This window comes from Pseudomonas chlororaphis subsp. aurantiaca, from assembly GCF_013466605.1.
Taxonomy (GTDB): Bacteria; Pseudomonadota; Gammaproteobacteria; order Pseudomonadales; family Pseudomonadaceae; genus Aquipseudomonas; species Aquipseudomonas chlororaphis_I.
The window spans coordinates 3483740-3501705 of sequence record NZ_CP059162.1 but is presented as its reverse complement, the minus strand read 5'-3'; the positions used below and the strand labels follow the sequence as shown (position 1 = coordinate 3501705).

15 protein-coding genes are annotated in these 17966 nt (G+C 66.4%); 1 reads left to right on the top strand and 14 read right to left on the bottom strand.

Annotation, left to right across the window (positions count from 1 at the left end; genetic code table 11):
* Positions 1-14: 14 nt before the first annotated feature.
* The 7 genes from H0I86_RS15970 to gabT form a co-directional block, all read right to left on the bottom strand.
* A complete protein-coding gene (locus tag H0I86_RS15970; protein WP_180921222.1) occupies positions 15-1274 on the bottom strand; it encodes a T6SS phospholipase effector Tle1-like catalytic domain-containing protein in 1260 nt (419 codons plus the stop codon).
* 189 nt (positions 1275-1463) lie between these two features.
* On the bottom strand, positions 1464-2807 hold the full coding sequence (locus tag H0I86_RS15965) for an OprD family porin (protein ID WP_180921221.1): 1344 nt from the start codon (positions 2805-2807) through the stop codon (positions 1464-1466).
* Between the two features lie 80 nt (positions 2808-2887).
* Positions 2888-4093 carry an acetyltransferase domain-containing protein gene (locus H0I86_RS15960; protein ID WP_180921220.1) on the bottom strand — a complete coding sequence of 402 codons (1206 nt, stop codon included), beginning with the start codon at positions 4091-4093 and terminating at the stop codon, positions 2888-2890.
* Between the two features lie 78 nt (positions 4094-4171).
* Positions 4172-4942, bottom strand: a complete 771-nt coding sequence (locus tag H0I86_RS15955; RefSeq protein WP_258019322.1) for a DUF4198 domain-containing protein — start codon at positions 4940-4942, stop codon at positions 4172-4174.
* A gap of 433 nt (positions 4943-5375) precedes the next feature.
* On the bottom strand, positions 5376-5864 hold the full coding sequence (locus tag H0I86_RS15950; RefSeq protein WP_009049164.1) for an Lrp/AsnC family transcriptional regulator: 489 nt from the start codon (positions 5862-5864) through the stop codon (positions 5376-5378).
* A gap of 43 nt (positions 5865-5907) precedes the next feature.
* A complete protein-coding gene (locus H0I86_RS15945; RefSeq protein WP_180921218.1) occupies positions 5908-6567 on the bottom strand; it encodes an HAD family hydrolase in 660 nt (219 codons plus the stop codon).
* 97 nt (positions 6568-6664) lie between these two features.
* Complete coding sequence (gabT, locus tag H0I86_RS15940) at positions 6665-7954, bottom strand: 4-aminobutyrate--2-oxoglutarate transaminase (RefSeq protein WP_180921217.1); 1290 nt, start codon at positions 7952-7954, stop codon at positions 6665-6667.
* 273 nt (positions 7955-8227) lie between these two features.
* On the opposite strand from gabT, the gene H0I86_RS15935 reads away from it, so the two are divergent.
* Positions 8228-9151 (top strand): 2-hydroxyacid dehydrogenase, encoded by a 924-nt coding sequence (locus tag H0I86_RS15935; RefSeq protein ID WP_180921216.1) that lies wholly within the window; start codon positions 8228-8230, stop codon positions 9149-9151.
* Positions 9152-9296: 145 nt separating this feature from the next.
* Here H0I86_RS15935 and H0I86_RS15930 read toward each other — a convergent pair whose 3' ends face one another.
* The 7 genes from H0I86_RS15930 to H0I86_RS15900 all read right to left on the bottom strand — a co-directional run bounded on the left by H0I86_RS15930 (position 9297) and on the right by H0I86_RS15900 (position 17965).
* A complete protein-coding gene (locus tag H0I86_RS15930; RefSeq protein ID WP_180921215.1) occupies positions 9297-10376 on the bottom strand; it encodes a tartrate dehydrogenase in 1080 nt (359 codons plus the stop codon).
* A gap of 33 nt (positions 10377-10409) precedes the next feature.
* Complete coding sequence (locus tag H0I86_RS15925) at positions 10410-11867, bottom strand: NAD-dependent succinate-semialdehyde dehydrogenase (RefSeq protein ID WP_180921214.1); 1458 nt, start codon at positions 11865-11867, stop codon at positions 10410-10412.
* A gap of 258 nt (positions 11868-12125) precedes the next feature.
* Positions 12126-13283 (bottom strand): acetylornithine deacetylase, encoded by a 1158-nt coding sequence (gene argE, locus H0I86_RS15920; RefSeq protein ID WP_180921213.1) that lies wholly within the window; start codon positions 13281-13283, stop codon positions 12126-12128.
* On the bottom strand, positions 13280-14434 hold the full coding sequence (locus H0I86_RS15915; protein ID WP_180921212.1) for an NAD(P)/FAD-dependent oxidoreductase: 1155 nt from the start codon (positions 14432-14434) through the stop codon (positions 13280-13282). The genes argE and H0I86_RS15915 overlap by 4 nt, the downstream gene beginning before the upstream one ends.
* The gene (locus H0I86_RS15910) at positions 14431-15837 is read right to left on the bottom strand and encodes an FAD/NAD(P)-dependent oxidoreductase (RefSeq protein ID WP_180921211.1); all 1407 of its coding nucleotides are present in this window, start codon (positions 15835-15837) and stop codon (positions 14431-14433) included. The genes H0I86_RS15915 and H0I86_RS15910 overlap by 4 nt, the downstream gene beginning before the upstream one ends.
* Positions 15819-16127 carry a (2Fe-2S)-binding protein gene (locus H0I86_RS15905; RefSeq protein ID WP_009049173.1) on the bottom strand — a complete coding sequence of 103 codons (309 nt, stop codon included), beginning with the start codon at positions 16125-16127 and terminating at the stop codon, positions 15819-15821. The genes H0I86_RS15910 and H0I86_RS15905 overlap by 19 nt, the downstream gene beginning before the upstream one ends.
* Positions 16124-17965, bottom strand: coding sequence for an ABC transporter ATP-binding protein (locus tag H0I86_RS15900; RefSeq protein ID WP_180921210.1), 1842 nt, complete (start codon positions 17963-17965; stop codon positions 16124-16126). Before H0I86_RS15900 ends, H0I86_RS15905 begins: the two co-directional genes overlap by 4 nt.
* Between the last annotated feature and the right edge of the window lies 1 nt (position 17966).

The window sequence follows — 17966 nt, the reverse complement described above, 5'->3', positions numbered from 1 at the left end:
GTGGGCTGCCAGCCTTAGAGGTTGTACTCATCCAGCCTCGGCGAGTCGCCAACCTGCTCGATCAGCGCGGCATCGATGCGCAACAGGTTTTCCGGCCGGTAGGTCTGCTGGCTGCCCCACGGCTGGCCGCTGGTCAGCCGCCCATTTCGCCGAGCAGCCACGGAGGCATGGACCCGGACTTTCTGCCCTGGTTTATCCGTGAGAATCTCCCGCGACCTGGGTTTGCCGAACGGCGGCATCGAACCGTACTCACGGACTCGCTTGTGGGTCTTCGGGTTCCAGACCAGGCGTGGCACCCACTCGGCGATCAGCCAGTTGCGGGTCAGGGAATTGTGGGCCTGGGCCAGCGGATCCTGTAGCACAGAGGGTGGATAGAGTTCCGCGCGACAGGCTTCGACATCGATGCTCAACCCGGCCTCCAGGCACTCGCCGATCATCCAGCGCAAGGCAATCAGCGCCAGTTGCGACTCGCCGACCGGGTAACCGCCGCCAATATCGGCATGCACGCCGGCGAACCAGACCTGCTTCAGGTTCACGTCCTCTTCCTCTGTCCAGAGGTTCTGGCGGAAAAAGCTGCGGCGTTCGTCCAGGGACACCGCATGGCGGATGATCTTCACGTCCTTGTTCCGGCGGGTGTAGGGAACGATCAGCGGGTCGTACACCCAGCCCACCGAACTCACGGTGTCGAACAGTCCGAGAAAGTGAATGCTCACCTTCCGGGCAAAGCTGCCCTTGAACGCACCCATCAACTTGAAGTCCGGTTTTTTATCCGCGCTCATGCGCCACCAGGTGTAACTCATGGCCCGCTGGCGATTCGGCTCGGAGGTGTTGTCCTCGGGTTGCAGGCGAGTGGTCAGCAGCGACCAGGCAAAGTCCATCAACTGGACCTGATGGCCGGGCAACAGGCCGATGGTATGCAGCAGCGCCGCCAGCACCCGCACCGCGTAGGAGCCGCGGGAGAAGCCGAAGAGGAAGATCTGGTCGCCGTCCCTGTAGTTCTCCATCAGGAAGCGATAGGCATTGAGTACGTTGCGCTTGATACCCCAGCCGAACATCAGCCCGGCGATGCGCGACGGCACCTTCTGCCATTCGAACAGGGTTTCGCTGAGCCCGAACGTGCCCACCCCCTGGTCGTAATAGGCCAGCAGCGTGTTGCTGTCCTTGGGCAGCGAGCGAAACAGCCGGACCACGTTGGTCGGCTCGTCACTGAAGCGGTTGTTGGTGCCGTCGATGCAGACAATCAGCTGGCGCGCCTTGATCCTTGTGTTGTCCACGACCTGGTTCCCTCGAGAGTCGTCAAGTGAGGTTCCCGCGCGGCCAGTCGGCCAGGCGAGGACCGGTGTCACCCTACGTCCGTGTCATGACCACTGCTGCGGTAAAGCCTGAAGGGCTATCCAAGGCATAGCAGCATTAACGTCGCCCGGCCATAAAAACCCCTCCACCAGGAGGGGCTTGCCCGGGCGCTAGAACCTGCCGCCCAACGGATACTCGATCGCCAGCCGCAGCTGGTCGGCATCCAGTTCGGCCTGGGCCTTGTTGCCACGGTGCACGGCGTGGCGCAGGGTGACGGCGAGGTTTTTCGCCGGCCCGGACTGCACCACGTACTTGGCCTGCAGGTCGCGTTCCCAGTGCTTGCCGCCTTCGCCATAGCCCAGCCAGGCATAGCCGCCGCGCGGGTCCATATGGCTGCCGTCGATGCCGCTGCCGCGCACATACAGGGCGCTGAAGGTCAGGCCGGGAACCTGGTAGCCGGCCATGTTGAGGTCGTAGCGGGCCTGCCAGGAGGCTTCTTCAGGGGCGTTGAAGTCCGACAGGGCCACGGCGTTGCTCAGCAGGATCGCGCCACGGGTGACGTAGTCGTAAGGCGTGTCGCCGTCGACCTTCTGGTAGCCCAGGCCAAAGCTGTGGGCGCCGCTCCTGTAGGTCGACATCAGGCTCCAGGTGGTGTTGTCGATGCGCCCGGACAGGGCCTTGCCGGTGTCCTGGGTGCGGTACAGGTTGAAATCGAACGTCAGGTCCTGGCCCTGGCTCAGCGGCAGGTTGTAGAGCGCGCCAAGGTACTGCTGGCGCCAGGTGTCTTCGTACAAGGCGCTGAACAGGCTGGCGTTGAGGCCCTTGATCGAGGTGTTGCGCACGCCGATCAGGTCGAAGCTGTCGCCCTGCTTGCCGTTGGAATAATTGACCACGAAACCCTGGTCGTGGCTGCTGGCGTTGCGGTCGGTGCTTTCGTTGAAGTGGCCGCCGTACAGCGTGGTATCGCTCAGTTCGCGGCTGGTGAGGAACCAGCCGGTAGCGGTCTCGGGCAGCAGGCGGCTGTCGGAGGAACCGAACACCGGGGTCTTGACCCGCTGCTCGCCGTAGCGCAGTTCGGTGGAGGAAAAACGCAGCTTGGCCACCGCGCCGCCGCGGCTGAATTGGTCCTTGGGATGGCCGTCGTTGTCCACGCCCAGCAGCCGCGCCTTGCCGGCCCGGCCACCGCCGCTGTCGAGTTTCCAGCCGGAATAGACGTGGGCGTCCAGGCCGAAGCCGAGCGTGCCCTGGGTGAAACCGGAGCTGTAGTCGGCCATCAGGCCATAGGCCCACTCCTGCGCCAGGTCGCTGCGTTCGGCGCGGGGTTTGTAGGCATTGCGCGCGCCGTTGCTCAAGGAACCGTGCTCATAGTCGCGACGGTCGTAGAGGCTGCGGTTGAACAGGCTCCACTGGCTGTCTTCGATAAAGCCCTTGGCATTGTCCTGCTCCGCGGCCAGCGCGAGCAGGCTCTGGCCTCCCAATGCCAACAGCAGGGTGTGTCGGGTCAAGGTCTTCACTGTCGAACTCCCGAAAATCGATAAATGGCGGGCGATATCAGGCAGTGCGCCACTGTACGGGCGCACCACCGCGATCCCACTCAGAGGTATTTGAGGATCGCGATATCGCGGCGACGCTGCTTGAGGCCTGCGAACCAGCGTGTCGGGAAGAACAGCAGCACGCCGAGGATCAGGCTCCACAGCCAGACCCCGGACAGGTTGTCGAAGCCGTAGTAGGTGCCCTGGTTGGCGCCCCAGATGGCCACGGCCACCAGGTACATGGCCTTGAGCACGTACAGGTGCAGCAGATAGAAGAACATCGGCGCGCCGCCGTAGATCGCCAGTTGCGCGGTCGACCAGCGTTCCTGGACCTTTTCGAAGTACGCCAGGAGGATCAGCCCCAGGCCCAGGGTCGGCATCAGGAACATCAGCGACGGCGGGTATTTCTTGGCGCTCATGAAGCTCATGAAGGTGCGCAGCGCATCGCCGGTCTGGACCCAGGGCTTCTCGCCGTAGACGTTCAGGTAGCGAATGAACACGAACGCCAGCAGCAGGCCGACGCCGACCTTGAGCAACCGCGAAATCCGCGCCGCCGGCTGCATGTCCTTGCCGAACCACGGGCCGATGGCCCAGCCCAGCAGAATCACGCCAATCCACGGCAGCACCGGGTAAGTGGTGCGGGCCCGGGTGAACTCGGTGATGTCGATGAACACCCGCTGGTGCAGGATCGACCAGGGCACGAAGAACGGCGACTCGGGGCCCACCACCACGTCATCCAGCAGGTTGTGCCCGGCGACTATGGCCACCCCCAGGACGATCAGCCAGCTGCGCTTGAAGTGCAGCAGGCCGGCCAGCACGATCATGCAGATGCCGATGCACCAGATCACCTGCAGCCACAGAGTCTTGGGCGGGAACTCGGCGTTCCAGGCAAAACACACGAAGGTCAGTTCGAGGAACACCAGGAACAGGCCGCGCTTGAGCAGGAACACCGAGGTTTCCCCGAGGCTGTGTTTCTGGCTGTAGAGCCAGGCCGACAGGCCGGTGAGGAAGATGAACACCGGCGCGCAGATCTCGCTGAGCAGGCGGGTGAAATACAGGTCCGGGGTCACGCTCAGGGCGTCGATCGGGTCGGTGACCTGGCGATGCAGGAGGAACGTCTCGCGCACGTGGTCCACCAGCATGCACAGCATGACGAAACCGCGCAGGGCATCGATCGCCAGCATCCGCGTATTGGCCTTGGCCACGCTGCCCGCCAGCGCAGGGGACGCAATGCCCGCCTGCCCTGCCAATCCAGTAGAAAGGGTCATATCAGTCACTCATGTTGAAGGTCGTTAAGCCTGGGCAACCCCCTGTCGCCGATACGGCACAGGGGTCGGGGCACAGGGTCAGGATTGCTTTTTCAAGCGCGCGACTTCCGAGGCCGGCAGCGTTGAAGGCGCCCGTGGCAACGGCGGCTTGCCCTGTGGCTGGTGGAACGACAGCGTGGAACTGAAGCTCTTGAGGTCGTAGGCCTCGGCCTGGCTGTCCGGGCCCTGGCGAGTGCCCGGGGTGCGGTCCTTGTATTCGGCGGCCACCACATAGGTGCCCTGCCACGGCAGCGCGAAGCTGACCTTGCCGTCCTTGTCGCTGGTCTGGGTGAAGACCTCGCCGGAGCCGGTTTCCAGGATCACTTCCTGGGCGGCCAGCGGCTTGAGTTCATAGAACACCTGGAACTGCGCCTTGCCCGCGGCGGCCACGCCGGTGGGAACGATGTCCAGCGCCAGTTCCGGCTGGCGCGCGCGCAGGTCGCCGACCCAGCGGGTGGCGGGCGTCCAATGAGTCTTGAGGGTCTTGCCGCCTTCATGCAGGTCGAAGAGCGGATACTGCGAGTCCTGCGCCAGCAGGCTTTCATCGGCCTTGGGCTGATAGCCAGCGCTGAACGACTGGCGTTGCAGGCTCAGTCCCAGGGCCGGCACCGGATTCGCCGCCGACCAGCCCTTGAGCTGGCGGAAGCGATCGAGGCCACCGGGGGTCACTTCCAGCATGTTCTTGTCGTACTCGCCGTAATACAGCGTCAGGGGCTGCCCCGGCGTGTGTTCGTACCAGATCTGGTGAGCCTGGGTACCGCTGGCCAGCATCAGCGTGCCCAGCCCTATCAACGTGTTTGCCGTGCTCATTCGCATCGTGTTGCGCTCCTTTGTGCTCTCATTCAACGAATCGCCGCCCCCGCTCTGATGGCGTTGAACTTCCCGGGGCGACGATGCGCACCTACCACTGGCTGGCATTACAGCGCAGGCCGTTCTGTGCTTTGTTCCGATTTGCCGCGGCACAAGCCCGTTACCTGCTGTTTTCTCAAGGCAAACAGCGATTTATGCGGTGTGCGCCAGGCTGAAGCATCCAGGGGTAAGCGGTGCGTGGATTGTCCGATCGGGGTGCACGCGAGGCCTGCATGGCCGGTGTCGCTTGCTTGCGCGCAACCCGCTTTTCACTCACCGGCCAGGCAAATGGCCAGCCCAGACGCAAGCGCGCCCGGTGAGAGGCGCGCGCATGAGTGATTGATCAGAGGGCAAAATGTTATCAGATAACATTTCATTTTGAGAGAAGAACGAATCAGTGGCGCAATAATTTACGCAGGGGCACGCCGTCTTTGAGGACCGGCGACTTGATGACGATGTAGCTGAAGTACTTCGAGATACCGATGTTCTTGTCCAGCAGGCTTTCCACCACCTCCTGGTAATGCTGGATGCTGCGGGTCATGAACCGCACCAGATAGTCGTAGCCGCCGCTGATCAGATGGCACTCCAGCACCTCGTCCACCAGGCGGATATTCGACTCGAACTTGGCGAAGTCCTCGCGCTTGTGGTCGCTCAGGGTGATCTCGGTGAACACCGTGACCGAGTCGGTGATCTTGGCCAGGTTCAGGTGTGCCTTGTAGCTGGAAATGTAGCCGGCCGATTCCAGGCGCTTGACCCGCTGCAGACACGGACTGGCCGACAACCCCACGGCGTCGGCGAGGCTGACATTGGTCATGCGTCCGTCTTTTTGCAGCTCAACCAAGATGTTGATATCAATACGGTCCAGTTTGACTAAACCTTCCATCGTTTACCTCTTGATTGCTGTGGGATGCAATCGACAAGCAAGATCAGCGCCGTAACGACGCCTGATGCTGGGCCACCAGGTCGGCCATGCTGTTGATGCAGTAGTCGGCGGCGCAGGGTTGCGGGTTGCGGCGGCCGGCACGGCAGATCAGGCACAGGCCCGCCGTCGCTTGCGCCGCGGCGGCCGGCGGCCGGGTCACCTGGAGGATGTCCTGGGCTCGCAGGTCGTTGTCCGCCAGCCACTGGCGATCCTGCAACGGCTGGCTGGCCAGGGAGATGAAATCGTCCTGGGCGATCCCCAGCCGCTCGCACAACAGCGCGCGATCCTCGGCATCGCGATCGCCCTGCACCAGCAGCCGATAGAACTTGCGCAGGTACAGCATCGCCCCCGGCGCATCCTCGAACAGAGACCAGCCCGCCACCGAGCGGGCGAAGCTCATGCCCTCCTCCCAGGACGCCTTCAGGCCCCAGCGTTCGGCCAGCTGGCGATGGGCGAAACACAGCAGGCCGCTGAACCCCAGCTCGGCGAAGCGCGGGTACAGGCCCCGCACCGTCTCGGCGAACTCGCCCAGCACCTGCTCCTTGTCCGGTTGCCCGCGGCGACTGTCGAGCAAGGGTTGCAAGGCCGCCCAGACCCCCGAGTCACGGTCCACCAGGACCGCGTCGCAGTCGATCAGCAACGCACGATAATCAGTCAGCCCCATGGCGTGTACAGCCTCCTATGATGCGTTCCATCGATCCATGCTCCAAAAATGCCCATCGGTGGCGCCCGGCAGCCCGGCTGCCGACCGGGGCATCAGCTCAGCTCAAGACTCGTGCCAGCGCGGCGTCGAGAATCGCCAGGGCTTCGTCGATCTGCTCGGGGGTTGTTACCAGCGGTGCCAGGAAGCGCAGGACGTTACGGTGCACCCCGCACTTGATCACCAGCAACCCACCCAGGCGCGCCTGGTCGATCAGCCGTTGCGTCAACTCGGCATCGGGGCTGCGCGCCGCATCGTTCTTGACCAGTTCCAGCGCCAGCATGAAACCGCTGCCACGCACATCGCCGATGCACGGGTACAGCCTCTGCAGGCGCAGCAACCCTTCGCGCAGACGCAAGCCCAGCGCCACGCCACGGGCCAGCAACTGTTCCTCTTCGTAGGCATCCAGCACCGCCAGCGCCGCGGCGCAGGCCAGGGCGTTGCCGCCGTAGGTGCCACCGAGGCCGCCGGGCAGCGGCGCGTCCATGATCTGCGCCTTGCCCACCACGCCGGACAATGGCAAGCCACCGGCCAGGCTCTTGGCCACGGTGACCAGGTCCGGCTGGATACCGGCATGCTGGAAGCCGAACCAGCTACCGGTGCGGCCGAAGCCGGTCTGGATTTCATCGAGGATCAGCACGATGCCGTGTTGCGTCGCCAGGGCGCGCAAGGCCTGGAGGAACTCCGCCGGAGCGGCGAGGAAACCGCCGTCGCCCTGCACCGGTTCGATGATGATCGCCGCCACGCGCTCGGGGGCGACCTGGGTGGCGAACAGCTCCTGTAACGCCTGCAGGGCCATCTCGCTGCTGACCCCGCGATAGGCATTCGGATACGGCGTATGGAACACCTCGGGGGCGGTGCCGAAGTTCTGCTTGTACGGCTGGCTCATGCCGGTCAGCGTGCTGCCGAGCAAGGTGCGGCCATGGAAACCGCCACGAAAGGCAATCACCGCCGAACGCTGGGTATGGGCGCGGGCGATCTTCACCGCGTTCTCCACGGCCTCGGCGCCAGAGGTGAAGAATGCCGCCTTGTAGGGCTCGGCGCCGCCGATCATCTGGCTCAGGCGCCGGGCCAGGTCCAGGTACGGTTTGTAGGCCACCACCTGGAAGCAGGCGTGGGAGACTTTCTGCAACTGCGCCTGCACCGCCGCCACCACCCGCGGGTGGTTGTGGCCGATGTTCAACACACCGATCCCGCCGACGAAATCCAGATAGCGCTCGCCGTCCACGTCCCACACCTGGGAGCCCTCGGCGCGGTCGATGACCAGCGGATGGGCAGTGACCACGCCCCGCGGCACGAACTGATCGCGCTGCTGGAGCAAATGAGGTGTTTCGTCGACCTTGCTATTCATGGCGTTCCTCATACTGAGCCAGGCAACCGGGAAGCGGTTGCGATGGCTTCAGATTAAGGCTTCGGCGGAACCGACTTAGCCGAACTTGGCCCCTGAGAAATCCGGATCCACTGTTTTCACCCCGGCAAACGGCAGATTCCTTCAGCCCCGCCGAATCTGCCGGCCAGGGCCTCGAAGCGCGCTGCACAAGGCTTTCGCACGCGCCCTTTCGACAGATCCTGCTTTGCCGTTGCGGCATCATGAAACCCATCCCCCATCGATCAGGAACCGCCCATGGCCCTCCTCTATAAAGCTGACCCCGTGCGTGGCGAACACTGGCGAGCGCTGTTCGCCGAACAGGCCCCGGACATTCAATGGCGTGCCTGGCCGGACCTCGGCAACCCCGAGGACATCCGCTACCTGGCGGCCTGGCAGGCGCCGGACGACCTGAGCCTTTTACCTAACCTCGAGGTGCTGTTCGCCCTCTCGGCCGGGGTCGATCAGCTGGACCTCGCGCGCCTGCCGCCGGACTTGCCGGTGGTGCGCCTGCTGGACCCGGGCATCACCCGGGGCATGTGCGAATACGCCAGCTTCGCCGTGCTCAGCCTGCACCGCGACATGCTGCGCTACCGGCAGCAACAGTTCGCCCGCTGCTGGCAGGCGCACCTGCTGCAACCGGCGGCGCAACGCCGGGTCGGGGTCATGGGCCTGGGACAACAGGCGCAGCAGATCCTCGCCACCCTGCGGCCGCTGGGGTTCGCCCTGTCCGGCTGGGCCCGCAGTGCCCATCGCATCGACGGCGTGCAATGTTTCGTCGGCAACCAGCAGTTGCCGGCCTTTCTCAGCCAGTGCGACATCCTGCTGTGCGTGCTGCCCCTGACCGAACAGACCCAGGGCATCCTCGACCGCGAGCTGTTCCGCCAACTGCCCCGCGGCGCGGCGCTGATCAACATGGGCCGTGGCGGCCACCTGGTGGAGCAGGACCTGCTCGACGCCCTGGCCAGCGGCCAGCTCAGCGGCGCGGTGCTCGACGTCCTGCAACAGGAGCCGGCCCCGGCCGAACACCCGTTCTGGGATCACCCGCAGATCCTCCTGACCCCGCACATCGCCGCCATGACCCAGCCGGAAAGCGCCTTCGCCGTGCTGCTGGACAATATCCGCCGCCACCAGCGCGGCGAACCGATGCTCGGGCAGATCGACCGCAGCCAGGGTTATTGAAAGCCCCACGATCGTGTAGCCGCTGACCGCGGTGCGTCAGAGCGATCCGGGACGCAGGTTTGGCGGACTAACGCCCGATCAGGGATACAGCGTTGGCAGGCGCCACGTCGGAACGCCGCCCGCACTAGCCGCTACGGGGTGGGACTCAGAGCCTCTCGGCAATCGCCGTGCCCACCTCCTGGGTCGAGGCCTGGCCACCCAGGTCCGGGGTGATCGGGCCCTGGGCGATCACTTGTTCGATGGCCTCGAGAATCCCGTCGTGGGCGGCGCGATAACGTTGGTCGCCGTTGCCGAGGAAATCCAGCATCAGCGCGCCGGACCAGATCATCGCGATCGGGTTGGCGATATTGCGCCCGTAGATGTCCGGCGCCGAGCCGTGCACCGGCTCGAACAGCGACGGGAAGCGCCGCTGCGGATCGAGGTTGGCCGAGGGCGCGATGCCGATGGTGCCGGCACAGGCCGGGCCGAGGTCGGAGAGAATGTCGCCGAACAGGTTGGAGGCCACCACCACGTCGAAACGCTCCGGTTGCAGGACAAAACGCGCGCAGAGAATATCGATGTGCTGCTTGTCCCAGCTCACCTGCGGGTACTGCTCGGCCATCAGCGCCGTGCGCTCGTCCCAGTAAGGCATGCTGATGGAAATCCCGTTGGACTTGGTCGCCGCCGTCAGGCGCTTGCGCGGCCGGGTCTGGGCCAGGTCGAAGGCGTACTTGAGAATGCGGTCCACGCCACGCCGGGTGAACACCGACTCCTGCAGCACGAACTCATGCTCGGTGCCCTCGAACATCTTGCCGCCCACCGAGGAATACTCGCCCTCGGTGTTCTCGCGGATCACCACGAAATCGATGTCCCCCGGCTCGCGCCCGGCCAGCGGGCACGGCACCCCGGGGAACAGCCGCACCGGGCGGATATTCACGTACTGGTCGAAGTCGCGGCGGAACTTGAGCAGCGAACCCCACAGGGAAATATGGTCCGGCACCTTGTCCGGCCAGCCCACGGCGCCGAAGTAGATGGCGTCGAAATCCTTGAGCCGCTCGAACCAGTCCTCGGGCATCATCCGCCCATGCTCCAGGTAGTAATCGCAGTGCGCCCAGTCCAGCACCTCGATCTGCAGGTCCAGCTGCCACTTGCGCGCCGCCTGCCGCAGCACCCGCAATCCTTCTGGCAATACTTCCTTGCCGATTCCGTCACCGGCGATGGCGGCGATCCTGAATACCTTGCTCATATCGCATGTCTCCTCGAAGTCGGTGTGGGCGGGTCACAGGCCGCCGATGTGGAAAGCCTTGATTTCCAGGTATTCGTCCAGGCCGTACTTGCTGCCTTCGCGGCCCAGGCCCGATTGCTTGATACCGCCGAACGGCGCCACTTCCATGGAGATGATCCCGGTGTTGAGGCCGACCATGCCGAACTCCAGCGCTTCGCCGAAACGCCAGGAGCGGCGCAGGTCCTGGGTGAAGTAGTAGGCACCCAGCCCGTAGGGCGTGGCGTTGGCGATGGCCAGCGCCTCGGCCTCGTCGTGGAAGCGCATCAGCGGCGCCACCGGGCCGAAGGTTTCCTCGTGGGCCAGGAGCATCTCGGTGCTGGCCTCGCCCAGCACCGTGGGCAGCACGAACTGGCTTTCGCCCTGGGGAATCCCGCCGTACAGCAGGGTCGCGCCCTTGCCCAGGGCATCGTCGATATGCCGGGCGACCTTGCTCACCGCCGCGGCATTGATCAGCGGGCCGATGCTCACGCCCGGCTCCAGGCCGTTGCCGACCTTGAGCTTGGCCACCTCTTCCACCAGCCGCTGGGCAAAACGCTGGTAGATGCCGTCCTGGACCAGGATGCGGTTGGCGCAGACGCAGGTCTGCCCGGCGTTGCGGAACTTGCTCTGCATGATCCCGGCGATCGCCTGTTCCAGGTCGGCGTCGTCGAACACCACGAACGGCGCGTTACCGCCCAGCTCCAGGCTCAGGCGCTTGATGTGCTCGGCGCTCTGGCGCATCAACAGGCGGCCGACCGCGGTGGAACCGGTAAAGGAAATCTTGCGCACCGCCGGGTTGCCGGTCAGCTCTTCGCCGATGCCGGTCGGCATGCCCGTAAGCACGCTGAACACCCCCGGCGCAATCCCCACCCGCTCGGCCAGCACTGCCAGGGCCAGGGCCGACAGCGGCGTGAGGTCCGAAGGCTTGACGATGATCGGGCAGCCGGCGGCCAGGGCCGGCGCGCATTTGCGGGTGATCATCGCGTTGGGGAAATTCCACGGGGTGATGGCCGCGCAGACCCCCACGGGCTGCTTGAGGGTCAGCAGGCGCCGGTCGCCAGCGGGCGCCGGCAGGGTGTCGCCGCAGATGCGCCGCGCCTCCTCGGCGAACCATTTGACGAAACCGGCGCCGTAGCGGATTTCGCCCTGGGCTTCGGCGAAAGGCTTGCCCTGTTCGGCGGTCATGATCAGGGCCAGGTCGTCGAGGTTGTCGAGCATGGCCTGGTACCAGCGCTCCAGCAGCTGTGCCCGCTCCGCCGCCGGGCGCGCGCGCCAGGCCGGCCAGGCGCGTTCGGCGGCGGCGATGGCCAGGCGGGTCTGCGCGCCCTGCAGGGCCGGCACCCGGGCCAGGCATTCGCCGCTGGCCGGGTCGAGCACCGCCAGGGTCGCACCATCGTCGGCGGCCACCCACTGCCCGTCGATATAGGCCAGTTCCACCAAGAGGCTTGGGTCTTTCAAACGATTCTTGAGCATGGTCGAGTCCTGTTCCGAGACAGCCTCCAGTCTAAGCAGGCGCCACAGTCCAGGATGCTGAAAGCGCCGGGCCGACAGCGTCGGATGCTGAAAAACGCGGCGGCGCAGCAGGCTCTACCGAGAACATGAACACCGCCCCGTAGCCGCTGGCGCAGCCGGCGCAACACAGATAACCGCGGTGCGTCAGATCGATCCGCCATACAGGCTTGGCGGGCTAGCGCCCGATCGCAGCCTCCGCCAGCGGCTACAGATGACGGCTCAACGTTTCAGGGAACCCAGCAGGCCTTCGAGAAAGCGCTGGCCGGCGTCCATCTGGCCGACCTCGATGAACTCGTCGGGCTTGTGCGCCTGCTCGATGGAGCCCGGGCCGCAGACCACCACCGGGATGTCCAGGCGCTGGTTGAACAGGCCGCCTTCGGTGCCGAAGCCGACCTTGGCGTAGCCAGTGCCCGGCGCGGCGAAGTCGTGGAGCAAACGCACCGCCTCGACACTCGGATGGGTCTCCAGCCCCGGGTAGACATTGAGGGTTTCGATCTCGATGGCCGCCACCTCGGAGACCTTGCGTGCCTCGCGCACGATCAACTCGGCGCGTTCGCGCATCTGTTCGAGGAACTGCTCGAGATCGTCCGCCGGCAGGTTGCGCACCTCGAAATCCAGGGTGCACAGGTTCGGCACTATGTTCAGCGCCTTGCCGCCGCCGATCTGCCCGACGTGCACGGTGCTGTAGGGAATGTCGTAGTCGGCGTCCCGCGCGCCCTGCTCGCGCAGACGCTGCTGGCTGTCGCGCAAACCGGCGATGAAATCGCAGGCCAGGTGAATCGCGTTGGCCGCCAGCGGCGCCAGGGAGGAATGCGCTTCCTGGCCACGGCAATAAGCGCGGTACGACCCCTTGCCCTTGTGCCCGAGCACGAACTGCATGCGCGTGGGTTCGCCGATCAGGCACAGGAACGGCCGCACCGGCGCCAGGTGCAGCACGTCCAGCAGGCGGCGCACGCCGACGCAACCGATTTCCTCGTCATGGGACAGTGCCAGTTGCAGCGGCCGGCTCAAGGTGCTGTCGGCGGCCTCGAGCATGGCGTCTATGGCCAGGGCGATAAACCCCTTCATGTCGCAGCTGCCGCGCCCGTAGAGGCACCCGCCTCGCTCGGTGACCTGGAACGCCGGCAGGGTCCAGGCCTGGCCGGCGACGGGCACCACGTCGGTGTGCCCGGACAGCAGGATCCCCGGCAGTTCCCGCGGCCCGGTGCTGGCGAACAGGTTGGCCTTGCGCCCGCTTTCGTCCTTGACGATCAGCGACTCGATGCCCTTGCCCAGCAGCAGCTCGCGCACGTATTCGATCAGCGCCAGGTTCGACTCCGAGGACACGGTGTCGAAGGCGATCAGGCGCTTGAGGATCTCCAGTACCCGGGGTTTCATGAGGCCTTGCTCCGTTGTGCGGTTGTGCCGGCGAAGCGGCGAATCGAAAAGGGCTCGATCGAAGTGCTGGTGCTGCCGGTGGCGATCAGCTCGGCCATCACGTCGCCGACGCCCGGGCCGAGCTGGAAGCCGTGGCCGCAGAAACCGAAGGCGTAGTAGAGACCGTCGACCTGGCCACTGGGCCCCATGATCGGCAGCGAGTCGGGCAGATAACCTTCGATGCCGCTCCATACACGGATGATGTTGAGGTTGCCGATGCCCGGCAGCAGCCGGCGCATCTGCTGGATCTGGTTGAGGATGCTGCGCGGTTCGACCTGGGCGCGCCGTGTGAGCATGTCCGGTTTGCTGCGGTAGCCGCCGCCGATGATGATGTTGCCGCGGGGAATCTGGCGGAAGTAGATCACCTCCTCGGGGATCTTGGTGTAGACCCCGATCACCGTCGGCAAGGCGTAAGGCACCGGCTCGGTGACCGCCATCTGCGGGCCGTTGGTGTCCAGCGGCACCGGCTCGCCGAACTGCTCGGAGAGTTTCTGGCCCCAGGCGCCGGCGGTGATCAGCAGGCGTTCGGCGCTGAACTGGCGGCCGTCGGTGGTGCCGACCAGGAACCCGCCGCCGACCTTCTGCACCTCGGCCACTTCGGTGCGTTCTTCGATCCGCGCCCCGCCGCGCACCGCCGCCCGGGCAAAGGCCGGGGCCGCCAGGCGCGGGTTGGCATGGCCGTCATGGGGCGCGTAGGAGCCGCCCTTGACGTCCGGCCCGAGGAACGGAAAACGCTCATGCAACTCGCGGCCGCGGTAGATCTTCAGGTCCAGCTGCCGCGCCTCGGGCGCCGCGGCATAGGCCTCGAGCTCAGCGATCTCGTCCTCGCGGTAACACACCCGCATATGGCCGCTGGCGATGAATTCCAGGTCGTCGTCGATCAGTTCCGGCAGGCGCTTCCACAGGGCCCAGGAACGGTTGGCCAGCTCCAGCTGGCCGAGATAACGCCCCTGGCGCCGCACGTTGCCGAAGTTCACCCCGCTGGCGTACTGGCCGATCTGGTCGCGCTCCAGCAGGGTCACCGACTGGCCGCGCTGGCGCAGGAAAAACGCCGCCGCCGAGCCCATCAGGCCGCCGCCGACAATCAGTACATCGGACTGTTGCACCGTCATGGCGTCACCTCCCCGGTGAGCATCGAAAGGGGCTTGACCGGGGCCTGGCCTCGCTGCCGGCCCACCTCCTGCACCGCGACCCCGGCCGCGGCGGCGATCACCTCGGCCCCGGCCTGGGCACAGTAGCGACCCTGGCAGCGGCCCATGCCGACCCGGCTGAAGGCCTTGGCGCGGTTGACTTCGCAGGCGCCCTTCTCGCGCACCGTGCGCCGCAGTTCGCCGGCGCTGATCATCTCGCAACGGCAGACGATGGCGGTGTCCGGCAGCGCCTCGGCCTGGGCGCTCGGCCAGGGAAAGGCCTGGGCCAGGCCGAGGCGGAACTGGTCCATCACCGCCAGGGCCTGGCGCTGTTCGTCGCGTTCCGCGGCGTTGACCGGCAGTTGCAGATCCTCGAGCAGGGCCAGGGCCGCGAGGCGCCCGGCGTGTTCGGCGGCGTCGGCGCCACGGATCTTCGCCCCGTCGCCGGCGGCATAGACCCCGCTGACACTGGTGCGCCCGGCCTCGTCGAGCTCCAGCAGCCATTGGCTGGACGCCGGCTCGAAGGCCAGGCGGCAACCGGCAAGGTCGGCCAGCTGGGTTTCCGGACGCAGGTGATAGCCCAGGGCCAGGGCATCGCACTCGACATCCAGGCTGTCGCCCTTGGCGGTCTTGACCTGCACCAGGCTGACCCCGCCCTGGGCATCGCCCAGCACCCGGACCGGCTGGATCCCCAGGTGCACCGGTATCCGGGCCAGGCACAGCTGCGCCAGCAGCTTCATGCCGGTCCAGAGCAATCCCGGGCGCGCCAGCAGTTTCGGCAAGGCGCCGATGCGCTTGCCCAGCGGCGAAGTGTCGAGTACCGCGGCGACCTGCGCCCCGGCCTTGAGGTACTGGCTGGCCACCAGGTACAGCAGCGGCCCGCTGCCCATGAACACCACGCGGTGACCGATGGACACCGACTGCGCCTTGAGGGCGATCTGCGCGCCGCCGAGGCTGTAGGTGCCCGCCAGTTGCCAGCCTTCGAGCGGCATCAGGCGGTCGGTGGCGCCGGTGCAGAGGATCAGCGCGTCATAGTCCAGGGTGAAGTGCCGGCCCTGGCTGACGCAGCACAGCTGCCCGGGGGTCAGGTTCCACACCAGGGTGTCCGGGCGATAGTCGATGCGCGGGCGCAGGCGCTCGAAGCTGTCGTGCAGGGCCCGGGCCTTGTGCGCTTCGCTGCCGTACAGGGTGGCGTAGTCGCGGCAAAAACCTTCGGGCTGGCGGCGGTAGATCTGCCCGCCGTCGCGACGGTTCTCGTCGACCAGGGTCGGCACCAGGCCGGCCGCCAGCAGGGTTTCGGCGCAACGGACACCGGCCGGGCCGGCGCCGACTATCACGACCCGCGGCGCCGCGCCGGACGGGATGTTCAGCCGTGCAGTGGCCATACCGCCTCCGGTTGTGTGGTGAGGATATCCAGGCCCTCGCGGACCTCGCTGGAACAGGCGCGCAGGCGTTCGCCGGCGCGGGTCCAGACCCAGCAGTCCTGGCAGGCGCCCATCAGGCAGAAGCCGGCGCGCCGGCCGGAATCGAACTCCGACTGGCGCAGGGCCGTCCCCTGGGTCAGCAACGCCACCATCAGCGTGTCGCCCTGCAACGCCTCGATCGGCGCGCCATCCACCCACAGCCGTACCGGCGCCCGTTCGCGCTCGCCCAACCGTACAAAACGCCCCTTCATGCGTAGGCTCCCTCGGTCATGCCATTGAAGTTCTGTTGGCTCTGCAACAACTCGCCGCTGTCGCGGTGGCAGAGGATCTCGCTGCCGCCGTCGATGGCGCGGCGGTTCGGCGCGGTGCGGTTGCACAACCCGTCGATGCGCACCGGGCAACGATTGAGGAAGGTACACAGCTCCGGCACGTTGGCCTTGACACCGATCGGCGGCAGGCTGGCGCAGGTGCTGCCGCAGCTTTCCAGCCAGCCCTGGCGCAGCTCCGGCACCGAGTGGATCAGCAGGTCGGTATAGGGATGGAACGGCGCCTGGGCAAAGGCCGCGCGGCTGCCCGCCTCGACCTTGTGCCCGCTGTACATCACCACAATGTCGTCGCACAGCGCGCGCACCGTGGAAATGTCGTGGCTGATGAACAGGTAGGACACCCCCAGTTCCTGGCGCAGGTCGCGCAGCAATTCGAGAATCGCCGCCCCAACCACCGTATCCAGGGCCGAAGTCACCTCGTCGCAGAGGATCAGGTCGGGCTTGGCCGCCAGCGCGCGGGCCAGGTTGACCCGCTGCTTCTGCCCGCCGGACAGCTCGCTGGGCCGCCGGTCCGCGAGCTTGCGCGGCAGCCGCACCAGGTCCAGCAGTTCGTCGATGCGCTGGCGCAATGCCGCGCCCTTGAGGCCGAAATACATCTTCAGCGGCCGGCTGAGAATGGCGCTGACGCTGTGCATGGGGTTGAGCGCGGTGTCGGCGTTCTGGAACACCATCTGGATCCGCCGGAACTGCTCGTCGGTGCGGCTCGACAGGCTGCCGCCCAGGGGCTGGCCGTCGAAGCTCAGCTGGCCCAGGGCCGGGCTCAGCAAACCGGCCACCACCCGCGCCAGGGTCGACTTGCCCGAGCCCGACTCGCCGATCACGCCGATGGCCTGGCCACGGCGCACGGTCAGGTCGATGTCCTCCAGCACACGGATCATCGGCATGCCTTGCAGGTTCTTGTTGCCGTAACCAGCGGTCAGGCCCTTGATGGTCAGCAGCGGCTGGTCCTCGGCGATATCACTGGGCGGGCGAATGGTCGAGTCCGGGCGCGCCGCCGCCAGCAGGCTGCGGGTGTAGTCGTGGGCCGGGCCCTCGAGCAGCGGCGCGGTGGCGCTCTGTTCGAGGATCTGGCCGCCGTTGAGCACCACGATCTGATCGGCCATCTGCGCCACCACCGCCAGGTCGTGGGACACATACACCGCCGTCGCTCCGCGTTCGCGCACCACCCGCTTGAAGGCCCGCAGCACGTCGATCTGGGTGGTGACGTCGAGCGCGGTGGTCGGCTCGTCGAGGATCACCAGCAGCGGGTCGCTGATCAGCGCCATGGCCGCCATCACCCGTTGCAACTGGCCGCCCGAGACCTGGTGCGGGTAACGCTGGCCGATGTGTTCCGGGTCCGGCAGGGCCAGGTCGCGGAACAGCGCGATGGCCTTGGCCTCCAGGTTGGCGCGACTGTCCAGGCCATGGATCAGGGCGCCCTCCACCACCTGGTCGAGGAGTCTTTTCGCCGGGTTGAAGGCCGCCGCCGCGCTCTGGGCGATGTAGGACACGCGATTGCCGCGCAGGCCCTGCAACTGCTCCTCGCCCAGGGCCAGCATGTCGTGTTCGCCGACCCGCACCACCCCGGACGCCAGGCGGCAACCGCGGCGGGCATAACCCAGCAGGGCCAGGGCGATGGTGGTCTTGCCGGAGCCGGATTCGCCGATCAACGCCAGCACCTCGCCCTGCTCCAGGGCGAAGCTCACGCCCTTGACGATCTCCACTTCGCCGCTCTCGCCGCCGGCGACCACCCGCAGGTCTTCCACTCGAATCAACTGGCTCATC